General features: G+C 62.5%; 13 protein-coding genes. 8 read left to right on the top strand and 5 right to left on the bottom strand.

Annotation, left to right across the window (positions count from 1 at the left end; all coding sequences use genetic code 11):
- Positions 1 to 34: 34 nt before the first annotated feature.
- On the top strand, positions 35 to 1,933 hold the full coding sequence (gene quiC, locus J3P97_RS23305) for a 3-dehydroshikimate dehydratase QuiC (RefSeq protein WP_434672849.1): 1,899 nt from the start codon (positions 35 to 37) through the stop codon (positions 1,931 to 1,933).
- Positions 1,934 to 2,035: 102 nt separating this feature from the next.
- Positions 2,036 to 2,713, top strand: a complete 678-nt coding sequence (locus tag J3P97_RS23300) for a TetR/AcrR family transcriptional regulator (RefSeq protein ID WP_434672848.1) — start codon at positions 2,036 to 2,038, stop codon at positions 2,711 to 2,713.
- Between the two features lie 144 nt (positions 2,714 to 2,857).
- Here the strand turns inward: J3P97_RS23300 and J3P97_RS23295 are convergent, their stop codons facing one another.
- From J3P97_RS23295 to J3P97_RS23280, 4 genes are all read right to left on the bottom strand, one after another.
- Positions 2,858 to 3,709: a shikimate dehydrogenase gene (locus J3P97_RS23295; protein WP_434672847.1), complete on the bottom strand. Its 852-nt coding sequence runs from the start codon at positions 3,707 to 3,709 to the stop codon at positions 2,858 to 2,860.
- Between the two features lie 5 nt (positions 3,710 to 3,714).
- The gene (gene aroQ / locus J3P97_RS23290) at positions 3,715 to 4,155 is read right to left on the bottom strand and encodes a type II 3-dehydroquinate dehydratase (protein WP_305498655.1); all 441 of its coding nucleotides are present in this window, start codon (positions 4,153 to 4,155) and stop codon (positions 3,715 to 3,717) included.
- A gap of 261 nt (positions 4,156 to 4,416) precedes the next feature.
- Positions 4,417 to 5,496: a tRNA (uridine(54)-C5)-methyltransferase TrmA gene (gene trmA, locus J3P97_RS23285; RefSeq protein ID WP_434672846.1), complete on the bottom strand. Its 1,080-nt coding sequence runs from the start codon at positions 5,494 to 5,496 to the stop codon at positions 4,417 to 4,419.
- Positions 5,493 to 6,788 carry an NCS2 family permease gene (locus J3P97_RS23280; protein ID WP_434672845.1) on the bottom strand — a complete coding sequence of 432 codons (1,296 nt, stop codon included), beginning with the start codon at positions 6,786 to 6,788 and terminating at the stop codon, positions 5,493 to 5,495. Before J3P97_RS23280 ends, trmA begins: the two co-directional genes overlap by 4 nt.
- A gap of 218 nt (positions 6,789 to 7,006) precedes the next feature.
- Here J3P97_RS23280 and J3P97_RS23275 point away from each other — a divergent pair, with 218 nt between their 5' ends.
- From J3P97_RS23275 to J3P97_RS23255, 5 genes are all read left to right on the top strand, one after another.
- The gene (locus J3P97_RS23275; RefSeq protein WP_434672844.1) at positions 7,007 to 7,444 is read left to right on the top strand and encodes a DUF4879 domain-containing protein; all 438 of its coding nucleotides are present in this window, start codon (positions 7,007 to 7,009) and stop codon (positions 7,442 to 7,444) included.
- 80 nt (positions 7,445 to 7,524) lie between these two features.
- Positions 7,525 to 8,091: a DJ-1 family glyoxalase III gene (locus J3P97_RS23270; protein ID WP_434601889.1), complete on the top strand. Its 567-nt coding sequence runs from the start codon at positions 7,525 to 7,527 to the stop codon at positions 8,089 to 8,091.
- Positions 8,092 to 8,269: 178 nt separating this feature from the next.
- Positions 8,270 to 8,794: a (2Fe-2S)-binding protein gene (locus tag J3P97_RS23265; RefSeq protein WP_434571674.1), complete on the top strand. Its 525-nt coding sequence runs from the start codon at positions 8,270 to 8,272 to the stop codon at positions 8,792 to 8,794.
- On the top strand, positions 8,791 to 9,783 hold the full coding sequence (locus J3P97_RS23260) for an FAD binding domain-containing protein (protein ID WP_434571676.1): 993 nt from the start codon (positions 8,791 to 8,793) through the stop codon (positions 9,781 to 9,783). Before J3P97_RS23265 ends, J3P97_RS23260 begins: the two co-directional genes overlap by 4 nt.
- A complete protein-coding gene (locus J3P97_RS23255; RefSeq protein ID WP_434672843.1) occupies positions 9,780 to 11,981 on the top strand; it encodes a xanthine dehydrogenase family protein molybdopterin-binding subunit in 2,202 nt (733 codons plus the stop codon). The genes J3P97_RS23260 and J3P97_RS23255 overlap by 4 nt, the downstream gene beginning before the upstream one ends.
- Here the strand turns inward: J3P97_RS23255 and J3P97_RS23250 are convergent.
- A complete protein-coding gene (locus tag J3P97_RS23250; RefSeq protein WP_434571679.1) occupies positions 11,978 to 13,216 on the bottom strand; it encodes an MFS transporter in 1,239 nt (412 codons plus the stop codon). The genes J3P97_RS23255 and J3P97_RS23250 overlap by 4 nt on opposite strands.
- Positions 13,217 to 13,715: 499 nt before the next feature.
- Here J3P97_RS23250 and J3P97_RS23245 point away from each other — a divergent pair, with 499 nt between their 5' ends.
- Positions 13,716 to 15,155, top strand: coding sequence for a cytochrome ubiquinol oxidase subunit I (locus J3P97_RS23245; RefSeq protein ID WP_434601886.1), 1,440 nt, complete (start codon positions 13,716 to 13,718; stop codon positions 15,153 to 15,155).
- The last annotated feature ends 2 nt before the right edge of the window (positions 15,156 to 15,157 follow it).

Genomic DNA, 15,157 nt, shown 5'->3' with positions numbered 1-15,157 from the left:
TGTGTAGCCGATGCCTGTCCCGGGAGCCGAAGTCATGCAGCGTTCCATTGCCACTGTTTCCTTGAGCGGTACCCTGCCGGAAAAACTCGAAGCGATTGCCGCCGCTGGTTTCGACGGCGTGGAAATTTTCGAGAACGACCTCCTGTATTACGACGGCAGCCCTCGGGAAATCAGGCAGATGTGCGCCGACCTGGGTATCGCCATCACCTTGTTCCAGCCATTTCGGGATTTCGAAGGCTGCCGCCGGGATCGTCTGGCACGCAACCTTGACCGCGCCGAGCGCAAATTCGACCTGATGCAGGAGCTGGGCACTGATCTGGTGCTGGTGTGCAGCAATGCCTCGGCCGACAGTGTCGGCGACGAGCAGGTCCTGATTGATGACCTCAGGCTGCTGGCCGAGCGTGCCGGTGCGCGGGGCCTGCGCATCGGCTATGAAGCGTTGGCCTGGGGCCGCCACGTGAATACTTATCAACAGGTCTGGAACATCGTGCGCCAGGCCGATCACCCCAGCCTGGGCGTGCTGCTCGACAGCTTCCACACCTTGTCCCTCAAGGGCGACCCGAGCGCCATCGCCGAGATTCCCGGGGAGAAGATTTTTTTCGTGCAGATGGCCGACGCACCGATCCTGGCGATGGACGTCCTGGAGTGGAGCCGGCATTTCCGCTGTTTCCCGGGCCAGGGCGAATTCGACCTGCCGGGTTTCCTCGCGCCGATCATCCAGAGCGGCTACACCGGGCCGCTGTCGCTGGAGATCTTCAACGACGGGTTTCGCGCCGCGCCGCCCAGGGCCAACGCCGCCGACGGTTTGCGTTCGCTGCTGTACCTGGAAGAAAAAACCCGTGAGCGCCTGGCCGCGCAAGCGCCTGCCCAGAACAGCGATATCCTCTTCGCGACAGCGCCGGCCAGCGAATACAACGGCATTGAATTCCTGGAGTTCGCCGTGGATGACAACCTCGGCGCCAAGCTTTCCCACTGGCTGGAGCGGCTGGGGTTCGTCAAGGCCGGCCAGCATCGCTCCAAGAACGTCAGCCTGTTGCGCCAGGGCGATATCAACCTGATCCTCAATTGCGAGCCGTATTCCTTCGCCCACAGCTTTTTTGAAGCCCACGGTCCATCGTTGTGCGCCACCGCCGTGCGGGTCAAGGACAGCGCCAGCGCTCTCAAGCGGGCGGTGGCCTACAAGGGCCAGCCTTATCGTGGCCTGGTCGGGCCCAACGAGCTGGAGCTGGCGGCGGTGCGAGCGCCGGATGGCAGCCTGATCTACTTGGTGGACCAGGACGCCGATGTCTATGGCACCGATTTCAACTTGCAGCCCGGTGCGGTCATCGGCGCCGGGCTCAAGCGCATCGACCACATGGCGATGGCGCTGCCGGCCGACAGCCTCGACAGTTGGGTGCTGTTCTACAAGAGCCTGCTGGATTTCGAAGCTGACGATGAAGTGGTGTTGCCCGACCCCTATGGCCTGGTGAAAAGCCGTGCGTTGCGCAGCCGTTGCAGTTCGATTCGTTTGCCGCTGAACATTTCCGAGAACCGCAACACCGCGATCTCACATGCACTGTCGAGTTATCGCGGTTCCGGCGTGCACCATATCGCCTTTGACTGCGACGATATCTTCGCCCAGGTCAGCCGTGCCAAGGAGGCCGGGGTGCCGTTGCTGGACATTCCGCTCAACTACTACGATGACCTGGCGGCACGTTTCGATTTCGACGATGAGTTTCTCAGCGAGCTGGCCTATTTCAACGTGTTGTACGACCGTGACGCCCAAGGCGGCGAGTTGTTTCACGTCTATACCGAACCGTTCGAAGGTCGGTTTTTCTTCGAAATCATCCAGCGCAAGAACGGTTATGCCGGCTACGGTGCGGCCAACGTCGCGGTGCGGCTGGCGGCCATGGCCAAGTCCCGCAGCGGTGGCTTGCGGCACGCCAAGTTGTAGGGAAATCGTAAGCGCGGCGGTAAAGGGCAACGCCGTGGCTTCCTTCACTGTGCGGTGCGGCCCATAATCGCCAACCTGTGCAGTGATGGCCGTGAGCCCGTAATGACTATGAATCCAGAGCTTTCCGCAGCCCTCGGCGAACCTGTCGCCGCGCCGCGCAAGAGTCGCAAGAACAACCCGGAAAAGACCCGGGAAAACATTCTTCAGGAAGCCATTGTCGAGTTCGTCCAGCAGGGGCTGGCCGGCGCGCGGGTCGACGCTATCGCCGAGCGCATCCACACCTCCAAGCGGATGATCTATTACTACTTCGGCAGCAAGGAGCAACTGTACGTCGAGGTGCTGGAAAAACTCTACGGCGACATCCGCACCACCGAAAGCCGCCTGCACCTGGCCGAGCTGGCGCCGGTCGACGCAATCCGGCGCCTGGTGGAATTCACCTTCGACCACCATGACCGCAATGTGGACTTCGTGCGTATCGTCTGCATCGAAAACATCCACAACGCTGAATACGTGAAGCAATCCGGCGCGATCAAGGCGATGACCAACACCATCCTCGATTCCCTTGGCGTGATATTGCGCCGAGGCGCCGAGGAGGGCGTATTTCGCGCCGGCCTCGAGCCGCTGGATGTGCACCTGCTGATCAGTTCGTTCTGCTTCTACCGGGTGTCCAACCGCCAGACGTTCGGTGAGATCTTTCAGATCGATCTGTCGGACGAAGCGGTCAAGCAGCGCCATCGGCAGATGGTCTGTGAATCGGTGTTGCGGTACTTGCAGGCCTGACACCGAACCTTATGTGGAAGCGAGCCTGTGTGGGAGCGAGCTTGCTCGCGATAGCGGCCGATCAGCCAGCACCAGTGGTGACTGGAACACCGCCATCGCGAGCAAGCTCGCTCCCACAAGGTAAGCAGGGATTGTGATCAGGCTTCAGTGATCCATGCGCTGAAAATGCGCCAGCATCCGCCCCGCATCGGGCGCCACGCCGCTGAACAGTTCGAACGCCTTCACCGCCTGGAACACCGCCATGGTGCCGCCATCCAGCGTGCGGCAGCCGAGGGCGCGGGCGTTGCGCAGCAGTTCGGTTTCCAGCGGGAAATAGACGATTTCCGCGACCCACAGATCGCCTCGCAACAGCTCCACCGGTACCGGCATGCCCGGCAGTTTCGCCATGCCCATGGGCGTGGTGTTCACCAGCCCGTCGGCCTCGGCCATGGCGGTGGGCAGGTCATGCCCGGCGCGAGCACGGCCGGTGCCGAACTGTTGGTTCAGGTTATTCGCCAGCGCCTCGGCACGGCTGGTCTCGACATCAAAGATGCTCAGCGTCTCCACGCCTTCGGCGAGTAGCGCGTGGGCAACGGCGGCCCCGGCACCCCCTGCGCCCATCTGGACGACATGGCGACGGGTAACATCGCCCAGGCCACGCCGAAAGCCCTCGGCGAACCCGAGGCAGTCGGTATTGTGGCCGATGCGTTTGCCGTTCTTCAGCACCACGGTATTTACCGCACCGATGCCGCGCGCTTCGGGCGACAACTCGTCCAGCAGCGGGATGACCGCCTGTTTACAGGGAAACGTGATATTCAGCCCGGTGAAACTCATGCGTTCGGCAGCCACGAGCAAATCGGCCAGGGCGCCGCTGTCGAGTTTCAGCGCATCAAGGTCAATCAGCCGATACAGGTAACGCATGCCTTGGGCATCGCCTTCGTGTTCGTGGAGCGCCGGCGTGCGAGAGGCCTGGATGCCCGCGCCGATCAGGCCGGCCAGTACAGTGACGTTGGACATACTCATCAACCCTTCAACCGCTGACTGAAATGTTCCAGGGCCAGGCGATAACCATGGCTGCCGAACCCGCACATCACGCCGATGGCGACTGACGAGACAAAGGAGTGGTGACGAAAGGTTTCGCGGGCGTGGACGTTGGACAGGTGGACTTCGATCACCGGGACTTCACTGGCCACCAGCGCGTCGCGGATCGCAACCGAAGTGTGGGTCCAGGCCGCCGGGTTGATGATGATCCCGGCACACCGGCCACGGGCGCCGTGGATCCAGTCAAGCAATTCGCCTTCCTGGTTGGTCTGGCGGAACTCCACGGCCAGGCCGAACTCCTCGGCGGCACGGCCGCACAGCGCGGAAATATCAGCCAGGGTTTCGTGGCCATAGGTGGCCGGCTCGCGTGTGCCGAGCAGGTTCAGGTTCGGGCCGTTGAGCACCAGAACGATCGGAGGCATCGCAATTTCTCCACATTTTTATTGTTGGTGTGGGCTGTAGTTCAGCCTGTGGGGATAAATTGTACTAGATGGTTAATTTGGTCAAATAAAGCAGCGGTCATCGGGCAATAACTGTTCGATGATCGAACATTGCCGTTATAAGGAGAGGGCAGTTGTGGCGAGGGAGCTTGCTCCCGCTGGGCTGCGCAGCAGCCCCAGGTTTTTGCGGTTGCTGTGCAACCGAGCGGGAGCAAGCTCCCTCGCCACGACGGTTTGCGTAGGTCAGCGCCGAGTCAACAACACGCCGGATTCCATGTGATGAGTCCACGGAAACTGATCGAACAACGCGCAGCGCGTGATGCGGTGGGTGTCGCTCAACTGCGCGATGTTCGCGGCGAGGGTTTCCGGGTTGCAGGAAATGTAGAGGATATTGTCGAAGCGTCGGGTCAGTTCGCAGGTGTCCGGGTCCATGCCGGCGCGAGGTGGGTCGACGAAGACGCTGCCGAATTCGTAGCTTTTGAGATCGATACCCTGCAAGCGGCGGAATGGGCGGACTTCGTTCAAGGCTTCGGTCAGTTCCTCGGCGGAGAGCCGTACCAACGTGACGTTATCCACAGCGTTTTCGCTGAGGTTGCTCAGCGCGGCGCTGACCGATGTCTTGCTGATTTCAGTGGCGAGCACTTTGCGCGCGCGGGTGGCCAGGGGCAACGTGAAATTGCCGTTACCGCAGTAAAGCTCCAGCAGATCGTCGCTGCGATCGCCCAAGGCTTCATAAGCCCAGCTGAGCATCTTCTGGTTTACCGTGCCGTTGGGCTGGGTGAAGGCGCCTTCGGGCTGGCGATAGCTGAAGGCACGGCCGCCCACCTCAAGTTTTTCCACCACGTAATCGTGGCCGATCACTTCCCGTTTGCCTTTGGAGCGCCCGATGATACTGACGCCAAGGTCGGTCGCGAGTTGCGACGCCGCGGCGTGCCAGTGTTCATCCAGCGGGCGGTGATAACACAGGGTGATCATCGCGTCGCCGGCCAGGGTGGTCAGAAATTCGACCTGGAACAGCTTGTGGCTCAAGGGCGCACTGGCCTGCCAGGCGGCCTTGAGCTGCGGCATCAATTGGTTGATGCGCAGGCTGGCGATGGGGAACTCTTCGATCAGAATCGGCGTGCGCTTGTCGTCTTGGGAGAACATCGCATAGTGGCGTTCGCCAGCTTCGCGCCACAGGCGGAATTCGGCGCGCAGGCGGAAGTTCTGCAAGGGCGAGTCGAATACCTCGGGCTCGGGTGCATTGAACGGAGCCAGCAAGTCACGCAAGCGCGTGACCTTGTCCTGCAACTGGGCGGCGTAGGCCTGGGAATCAAAAGTCATGCGTTGAACCAACCCAACTTGATAACGAACAGGATCGACAGGATGACCAGCGCCGGGTTCAGCTCACGGCCACGGCCCGACACCAGTTTGATGGCGGTCCAGGCGATGAAGCCGAAGGCGATGCCATTGGCGATGGAGTAGGTGAACGGCATTGCCAGCGCCGTGATCACCACCGGGGCGGCGACGGTGATGTCGTCCCAGTCGATCTCGGCCAGGCCGGAGGTCATCAACACGGCCACAAACAACAGGGCCGGCGCGGTGGCGAAGGCCGGGACGCTGGCGGCCAGTGGCGAGAAGAACAGCGCCAGCAGGAACAGGACCGCCACGACGATGGCGGTCAGGCCGGTGCGTCCGCCAGCGCTGACGCCTGCCGCCGACTCGATGTAGCTGGTGGTCGTCGAGGTGCCCAGCAGCGAACCAGCCATGGCGGCCGTGCTGTCGGCGATCAGCGCGCGGCCCATCTTCGGCATGTGGCCGTCCTTGCCCATCAGCCCGGCGCGCTTGGCGACGCCGATCAGGGTGCCGGAGTTGTCGAACAGGTCGACGAAGAGGAAGGCGAAGATCACGCTCACCAGACCGATGTCCAGGGCGCCCTTGATGTCCAGCTGCAAAAACGTCGGGGCCAGGGAGGGCGGCGCGGAAATGATCCCGCCAAACGGCGTGAAGCCCATCACGATCGAGACGACGGTGACCGCCAGGATGCCGATCAGCACGGCGCCGCGCACTTTCAGTGCTTCGAGGGCGACGATCAGGACGAAGCCCACGGTCGCCAGGATCGGCGCCGGTTGTTTCAGGTCGCCCAGACCGACCATGGTCGCCGGGTTTTTCACCACGATGCCAGCGTTATTCAAGGCGATCAGCGCCAGGAACAGGCCGATACCGGCGGCGATGGCCGAGCGCAGTGGCAGCGGGATGCTGTTGATGATCCATTCGCGAATACGAAAGATCGACAGCAGGAAAAACAATACGGCTGAAACGAATACCGCACCCAGCGCCACTTGCCAGGTGTGGCCCATGTGCAAGACCACGGTATAGGTGAAGAAGGCGTTCAGGCCCATGCCCGGTGCGAGGGCGATCGGGTAGTTGGCGATCAGGCCCATGACCGTCGAACCGATGGCCGCCGCCAGGCAGGTGGCGACGAAGACGGCGCCCTTGTCCATGCCGGTTTCGCCGAGAATGCTCGGGTTGACGAACAGAATGTAGGCCATGGCCAGGAAGGTCGTGACGCCCGCCAGGATCTCGGTCCGCACGTTGGTGTTGTGTGCCTTGAGTTGAAACAGCCTTTCCAGCATGTCTGCTCCCCGTGGCGCGCGCGGCGCCGTGAATGTATCGACCTCAACAGCAAAGCACACTGCGCCAGGGGCGCCCGGGATTTTCTGCGGGTCGGAAAAAGCCGCGCATCATAGCAGCGCGGCGATGAGGCTGCGATCCTCGGTGTGCGTCGCAAAGTGTGCAGACGCAAAAGTTGGGCCATACTGCGCGCGATTCCGGGGAGGTCGGTATGTATCGCATGAAAAAATTCGCATGGACCTGCGCGTTGAACCTGGCGCTGCTCGAACCGGCGGCGCACGCCGCCTCCGCGCCGCCGCTGAGCGAGGTCAAGGTGCTCAAGGTCGAATCGCCGACCTGTGGTTTCGAGGATGTCGCGGCGGGGCAGACGCAGACCCGTTGCGATCATAGCGGGCCGAATATCAAGGTCTTCGTGCTGGAGGTCGGTTATGGCCGCCAGCCTCATGTCACGCTGGACGGCTTCGAAGTCGACGGCACCCGCTCGCCGGTGTGTGCGTTCAGCAATGGCAATCTCAACGACTGTTCGACAAGCACCAAGGTGGTCGGTTACCTGTACATCTTCGATCTGAAGGGCAAGCAGGAAGGCACTTTCAGCTTCAGTAATGTGTCGATCAACGCGCCGGGGAACCGGATGGCGACCGAGCTCTACATCAAATGACCACGTCACGGGCGACCTTCACCTGACACGGCCCGGCAAAGCTGGCTAGTCTTGAGGGAGTCACCCAGCGGAGAGCGCCCATGATTCCTGGAACCAAGATCCCCCGAGCCCTGATTGCCGTGGCTGAAGGCGTCGACGATTTGCAGACGGTGACGCTGATCGATGTGTTGCGTCGTGCGCAGCTCGAAGTGGTGGTGGCGAGTATCGAGGGCCGACGCATGCTCACCTGTGCACGCGGCACGCGCCTGACCGCCGACGGCATGCTGGTGGACATGCTGGTCCAGGATTTCGACCTGATCGTCCTGCCGGGCGGCATCATTGGCGCGCAGCATCTGGCCGCCCACCAGCCGTTGCAGCAGTTGGTCAGGGACCAGGCCGCCGCCGGGCGATTTTTTGCCGCCATCGCCGAAGCGCCAGCGCTGGTACTCCAGGCGTTCGGCGTGCTACGCCAGCGCCGCATGACGTGCCTGCCCGCCGTGAGCCAGCAGCTGTCCGGATGCAGCTTCGTCGACCAGCCGGTGGTGGTGGATGGCAACTGCATCACCGCCCAAGGCTCGGCCGCCGCCCTGATATTTGCCCTGACGCTGGTGGAGCAACTCGCCGGCAAGGGTGTGAGAGGCGTGGTGGCGGCGGAGTTGCTGGCCTGATCTTTCCTTTAATCGAGAGTAGCCCTGTGGCGAGGGAGCTTGCTCCCGCTCGGCTGCGCAGCGGCCGCTGGCGTTTCGTCGCCCAATTGCCTTGAACGCTCACCCCACCTCGAAGTCGTACCCCTTATGACGGCGGTTTCCCAAAACGCCGCGAGTACGACCAACCGTGAGGTGTTCCATGAGCGCGACCTTGTCCGAAGCGACGCAGGCGTCCTTCGTCCGTCATCCGATACGTCTGACACTCAATGGCGCCGTGCGTGAGCTGCAGGTGCTGCCCTGGACCACGCTGCTGGACCTGCTGCGCGAGCAACTGGACCTGGTAGGCAGCAAAAAAGGCTGCGATCACGGCCAATGCGGCGCCTGCACGGTGTTGCGTGATGGCAAGCGTATCAACGCCTGCCTGACCCTGGCGGTGATGTGCGACGGCGCCGAGCTGACCACCGTCGAGGGCTTGGCCAATGGCGATGAGCTGCACCCCATGCAGCGGGCGTTCATCAAGCATGACGCGTTCCAGTGCGGCTACTGCACGCCGGGGCAGATCTGTTCGGCGGTGGGGCTGGCCAACGAGGGCCGGGCGCAGACCAGCGCCGAAATCAGCGAACTGATGAGCGGCAACCTCTGCCGATGCGGCGCCTACAACAATATTCGCGACGCCATCGAGGAAGCGCTTCCGCTCTGCCAGCCAACGGAGGGCGAGCGATGAATCCCTTTAGCTACAGCAAGCCCGACACCGTGCAGGCGGCCGTCGAATTGTCCAGTGCGAACTCGCGCTTCATCGCTGGCGGCACCAACCTGCTGGACCTGATGAAGGAAAATCTCAGCCGCCCCCAGCACTTGATCGATATCACCGGACTGCCTTTGACGGACCTCAGCGAGACCCCGTCGGGCGGGGTGATGATTGGCGCATTGGTGAGCAATGCCGATCTGGCCTGGCATCCGTGGATTCAGCGGCGCTATCCGCTGCTCGCCCAAGCCATCCTGGCGGGCGCCTCGCCGCAGTTGCGCAATATGGCCAGCACCGGTGGCAACCTGTTGCAACGCACGCGCTGCTATTACTTTTATGACGCCTCCGTGCCCTGCAATAAGCGGCGCCCAGGCAGCGGTTGCCCGGCCCGAAGCGGCCTGAACCGGATCCACGCGATTTTCGGCGCCAGTGATCAGTGTGTGGCGACTCATCCGTCGGACATGTGCGTGGCCCTGGCGGCGCTTGAGGCGGTTGTTCATGTGCTGGGACGGGGCGGCGCGCGGACCATCGAATTCGCTGATTTTCACCGTCTGCCCGGTGACGCACCGGATCGGGACAACCAATTGGCCGATGACGAGCTGATCACCTACATCGAGTTGCCCCCAGCGGGTTTTGCTGAACATAGCCACTACCTGAAGATCCGTGACCGGGCCTCCTACGCCTTTGCGCTGGTTTCGGTGGCGGCGGCGCTGGAGCTTGATGGGCCGGTGATTCGCCAGGCTCGGCTGGCCCTCGGCGGTGTAGCCCACAAACCGTGGCGCGACAAGGCCGTTGAGAACTGGCTGGTCGGCCAGGCCGTCAGCCGCGAAACCTTTACGGCGGCTGCCGATGCGTTAATGCAGAACGCCGAGCCGCTGGAGCACAACGGCTTCAAAGTCAAACTGGCACGCCGGGCAATTATCCGCGCCTTGAGCGATGCCGCGCTGGTGGGGGGAACCACCCGATGAATGCATTGAGCAAAACCATAGGCAAGCCGCTTGACCGGACCGATGGCCTGCTCAAGGTCACTGGTCGGGCCCGATACGCCGGGGAGTACCCCGAAGATGGCCTGCTGCACGGCAGCGTCGTCTCCAGCGGTATTGCCCGTGGCCGGGTCGTGCGCATCGATGCTTCCCGAGCCTTGGCGCTGCCGGGCGTCGTCGCGGTGATCGACCATACCAACCGCCCGAAGATCGCCAGTTACGACGAGCCCTACCAGGATGCCGATGCCGCGGAGGGTTCGCCGTTCCGGCCGTTGTTCAACGACCAGGTCCTCTACAGCGGCCAGCCGCTCGCCCTGGTGGTTGCGGAAAATCTCGAGTTGGCGCGTTATGCCGGCTCGCTCGTTGAGATCGACTACGAGACCCAGGACCATCAGACCGATCTGACGATCCTGCAAAACGAAGCGCATCCGGCACCGGCCGAATTGCCCAAGCCCCGCGGAAATTTTCAGGGGGAGTACGCCAGCTCGGCACTCAGCGTTGATGTGTCCTACAGCACGCCGATCGAACATCACAACCCGATGGAGCCCCACGCTTCGACCGTTCTGTACCAACCCGACGGCAGCTTGCACATTCACGACAAAACCCAGGGCACTCAGAATTGCCAGGCCTACGTGCAAGAGGTGTTCGGGCTGGAAAAAGAACAGGTGCGGGTGTTTGCCGCCTACGTTGGCGGCGCTTTCGGTTCCGGGCTGCGCCCGCAGTACCAGTTGCCGTTGGCGGTAATGGCCGCGCTGACGCTCAAGCGCTCGGTGCGGGTCAGCCTGACCCGTCAGCAAATGTTTACCTTCGGCTACCGGCCCCGGACCTTCCAGCGCGTGCAACTGGGAGCGGCGGCCAACGGACGTTTGCTCGCGGTGGCCCATAGCGCCGTAGGCCAGACGTCGCGCTTCGAGGACTTCACCGAGCATGTGGTGGAGTGGAGCGGCATGCTCTATCACTGCGATAACGTCGAATTGAGCTACAAGCTGGTGCCCCTGGACGTCTACACGCCGCTGGACATGCGTGCCCCCGGCGCCGCCCTTGGACTGATCGGTCTGGAGTGCGCCATGGACGAGTTGGCCTGCGCCCTGGCCATCGACCCGGTCCAGCTGCGCTTGATCAACTATGCCGAACGTAACGAGAACGAAGGCAAGCCGTATTCGAGCAAGGAGTTGCGCGAATGTTATGCCCAGGGTGCCGACCGTTTCGGTTGGAGCAAGCGCAATCCGGAGCCGCGCAGCATGCGCGCAGGGCGGCAACTGGTAGGTTGGGGCATGGCCGGCGGTGTCTGGGAGGCCATGCAGCAGAAGGCCAGCGCCCGAGCGTCGCTGGATCCCAACGGCAAGCTGACCGTCAGCAGCGCGACCACTGACATCGGCACCGGCACCTATACCGTCATGACCCAGATTGCTGCCGAGACGTCAGGCGTTTCCTTGGAGAATGTCACCTTTGTGCTTGGCGATTCGTCGCTGCCGACCGCACCGCTGCAGGGCGGTTCGTTTACCGTCTCGTCAGTCGGCACCGCAGTGCAGCAAGCCTGTGAGGCGCTGCGGGAAAAACTGCTCGCCGTGGCTCGGCAGACTTGTCCGGCCTTCAGCGGCGCAACCCTTGAGCAAGTCACGTTTCTCGACGGTGAACTGCGCATGGGGGAGGCCAGTGTCACCCTGGCGCAGCTCGCTCGGAACAGCGGCGAGACGCCGTTGCAGGCACAAGTCACGGCCCAGCCGGATGAGAAACGCCAGGCCTATGCCACTGCTACGCACTCGGCGGTGTTCGTCGAGGTGCTGGTCGACGAAGACCTGGGCACGGTGAAGGTCAACCGCGTGGTCAGCGCCATCGCGGCCGGGCGGGTAATCAACCCGAAAACCGCCCGCAGCCAGATTCTCGGTGGCGTGGTCTGGGGCGTTGGCATGGCCTTGCACGAAGAGACCCTGACCGATCACGCCCTGGGCCGTCACATGAACCACAATCTGGCCGAATACCACGTGCCCGTTAACGCCGACATTGGCGACATCGACGTGGTGTTTGTCGATGAACAGGACGACATCGTCAACGCCCTCGGGTCCAAGGGCGTCGGTGAAATCGGCATTGTCGGCGTGGCCGCGGCGGTGGCGAATGCGATCTACCATGCCACGGGCAAACGGGTGCGGAATTTCCCGATCACTGTGGATAAGTTGCTCTAGGCTTTTGCTTCGTCCACCGGTTCGTGCATGCGGTCGCGGTTGGCCAGGGTCGGGAACAGTTTGATCCAGGCCCCGGTCACCAGCAGCGTGCCGACGCCGCCCATGACCACCGCCGGCACCGTGCCGAACCAGTGGGCGGTCAGGCCGGACTCGAATTCACCCAACTGGTTCGAGGCGCCGATGAACAGGCCGTTCACGGCGCTGACCCGGCCACGCATTTCATCCGGCGTTTCCAATTGCACGAAAGAGGCGCGGATGACCATGCTGATCATGTCCGCCGCGCCCAGCACCACTAGCACCGCCAAGGAAAACCAGAACGAAGTGGAGAGGCCGAAGGCAATCGTGGCGACGCCGAACACGCCCACCGCCGTGAACATCACCCGGCCGACCTTGCGCTCGACGGCAAATCGCGCCAGCCACAACGACATCAGCAAGGCGCCCACCGCCGGTGCCGAGCGCAACAGGCCCAGGCCCCAGGGGCCGGTGAGCAGGATGTCCTTGGCGAATACCGGCAGCAACGCCGTCGCGCCCCCCAGCAATACCGCGAACAGGTCCAGGGAAATCGCCCCGAGAATATCCTGCCGGCTCCGGATGAAGCGGATGCCCGCCAGCAGCGAATCCAGGGTCGCCTTGCCTTTGTTCAACGGCGTCTGCCGCGCGGGCAGGTTGAGCATCAGGCCGCAGGCGATGAGGTAGAGCAGCACGGTCGGCCCGTAGACCCAGACGCTGCCGAAGGCGTACAGCAAACCGCCCAGCGCGGGTGCGACGATAGTCGCCGATTGCTGTGCCGACTGCGCAGCGGCCACGGCGCGGGGAAACAGCGCGGAAGGCACGATGCTCGGCAGCAGCGCCTGGGTCGTCGGCATTTCGAAGGATCGGGCCGCGCCCAGCAGGAACGCCAGGATGAAGATCATCTCCCGCGTAACATTATCGGTGGCGCTGCCGATCACCAGCGCCGCGGCAATCGCCGCCTGCAAGGATTGGCAGATGGCCGCGACCTTGCGCCGGTCATACCGATCGGCGACATGCCCGGTGTGCAGCATGAACAGCACCCGCGGTGCGAACTCGACCAGCCCTACGAGACCCAGGTCCAAGACGTTGCCGGTCAGTTGATAGAGGTTCCAGCCAATGGCCACGGTGAGCATCTGGAAGCCGCTCGCCGTAAAGATCCGGGCCAGCCAGAAGGCGATGAAAGGTCGGTGGTGACGGAGCAGCAAGGGCGCTTGGCTGGGCATCTACGACGGGTCCGGTGACGTGAAGAGCGAGATTATCACCGAGCTGTAACTGGAAGTTGCGGCGGCTGGAAAAATAGTTAGCCAGACATCAATTCAAAATTGATGCGGGCTATTGTGGCGAGGGGGCTTGCTCCCGCTGGGCTGCGCAGCGGCCCTCGATTTTGACGGTCGCTACGCAACCGAGCGGGAGCAAGCTCCCTCGCCACGGGGGCCGTGCAGGTTTGGGAAATCCAGACTTGGAACAGGAGGACAGCACTGAGACAACCTGCCACGCGACAAAAGACCACGCCGTCCATCGGCAAATATGGGTCTACTCTTTGAACATTGCTTGATCCAGATCAATGCCTGCCAAGGCGTTGCGCTGGGGCCACCCGGCCAGAATCCTGCGTTGTGACGGTTCTAAAAAAAGAACGATTTGAAAAACATCACACTCCATATCCCCAGGGAGCTGTGATGCAAGCCCCGCCCGCAGCCGGTTTTACCTGACAGAGGAAGACTTATGTTCGGTTTGGAGGCGCTCGATCTCGCCCGAATCCAGTTCGCATTCACCATCTCGTTCCACATCCTGTTCCCGGCCATCACCATTGGCCTGGCGAGTTACCTGGCGGTGCTCGAAGGGCTGTGGCTGAAGACGCGTGACGACACCTACCGCGACCTGTACCACTTCTGGTCGAAGATATTTGCCGTCAACTTCGGCATGGGCGTGGTGTCCGGGCTGGTCATGGCCTATCAGTTCGGCACCAATTGGAGCCGCTTTTCGGACTTCGCCGGTGCGGTCACCGGGCCATTGCTGACCTATGAGGTGCTCACGGCATTCTTCCTGGAGGCGGGTTTCCTCGGGGTCATGTTGTTCGGCTGGAACCGCGTCGGCAGGGGACTGCATTTTTTCTCCACGGTCATGGTGGCGATCGGCACCCTGATCTCGACTTTCTGGATTCTTTCCTCCAACAGCTGGATGCAGACTCCGCAGGGCTACGAAATCATCGATGGCCGGGTCATTCCGGTGGACTGGCTGGCGGTGGTGTTCAACCCCTCGTTCCCTTACCGACTGTTGCACATGTCGGTTGCGGCATTTGTTGCCACGGCGTTCTTCGTCGGGTCGTCGGCAGCCTGGCATTTGCTCCGTGGTCGCGACAATCCGGCCATTCGCAGGATGCTGTCCATGGCGATGTGGATGGCCCTGCTGGTGGCACCGGTGCAAGCGGTCATCGGCGACTTCCACGGGCTCAACACGCTCAAGCATCAGCCGGCAAAAATCGCCGCGATCGAGGGGCATTGGGAAAACGTCGGCGACGAGCCCACGCCCCTGATTCTGTTCGGCTGGCCGGACATGGAAGCCGAGGAAACCAGATTTGCCGTGGAGATCCCTTACCTGGGCAGCCTGATCCTGACGCACTCGCTGACCGATCAAGTGCCGGCCCTGAAGGAGTTTCCGCCGGAGGACCGGCCGAATTCGACCATCGTGTTCTGGTCGTTCCGGGTCATGGTGGGCCTGGGGCTGCTGATGATTTTCACCGGCCTGTGCAGCCTCTGGCTGCGGCGTGGTGAACGGCTCTACCAATCCCGGCCATTTTTGCATCTGGTGCTGTGGATGGGACCGTCGGGCTTGATTGCGATTCTCGCGGGCTGGTTCACCACTGAAATCGGCCGCCAACCCTGGGTGGTCTACGGTCTGATGCGTACGGCGGATGCCTCCTCTGGCCACAGCTTTGCACAAATGAGCTTTACCCTGATCATGTTCGTGGTGGTGTATTTCGCGCTGTTCGGTGCGGGCCTGAGCTACATGCTGCGCCTGGTGCGCAAGGGGCCGGTGGCTCACGAAGCCGAGCCGAGCGACGGCGGTCCGGGCCAGAAACGCACCCCGGCCCGTCCATTGTCGGCTGCCAACGAAGGCGACGACGAAGTGGACCACAACGACAGCTCGCACAAGGGGAATTGAGT

The sequence above is a fragment of the Pseudomonas sp. R1-15 genome (genome assembly GCF_051132085.1).
Classification (GTDB): domain Bacteria; phylum Pseudomonadota; class Gammaproteobacteria; order Pseudomonadales; family Pseudomonadaceae; genus Aquipseudomonas.
Note: the sequence above shows the minus strand (reverse complement) of the source record. Positions and strands in the feature narration are given on the sequence as shown.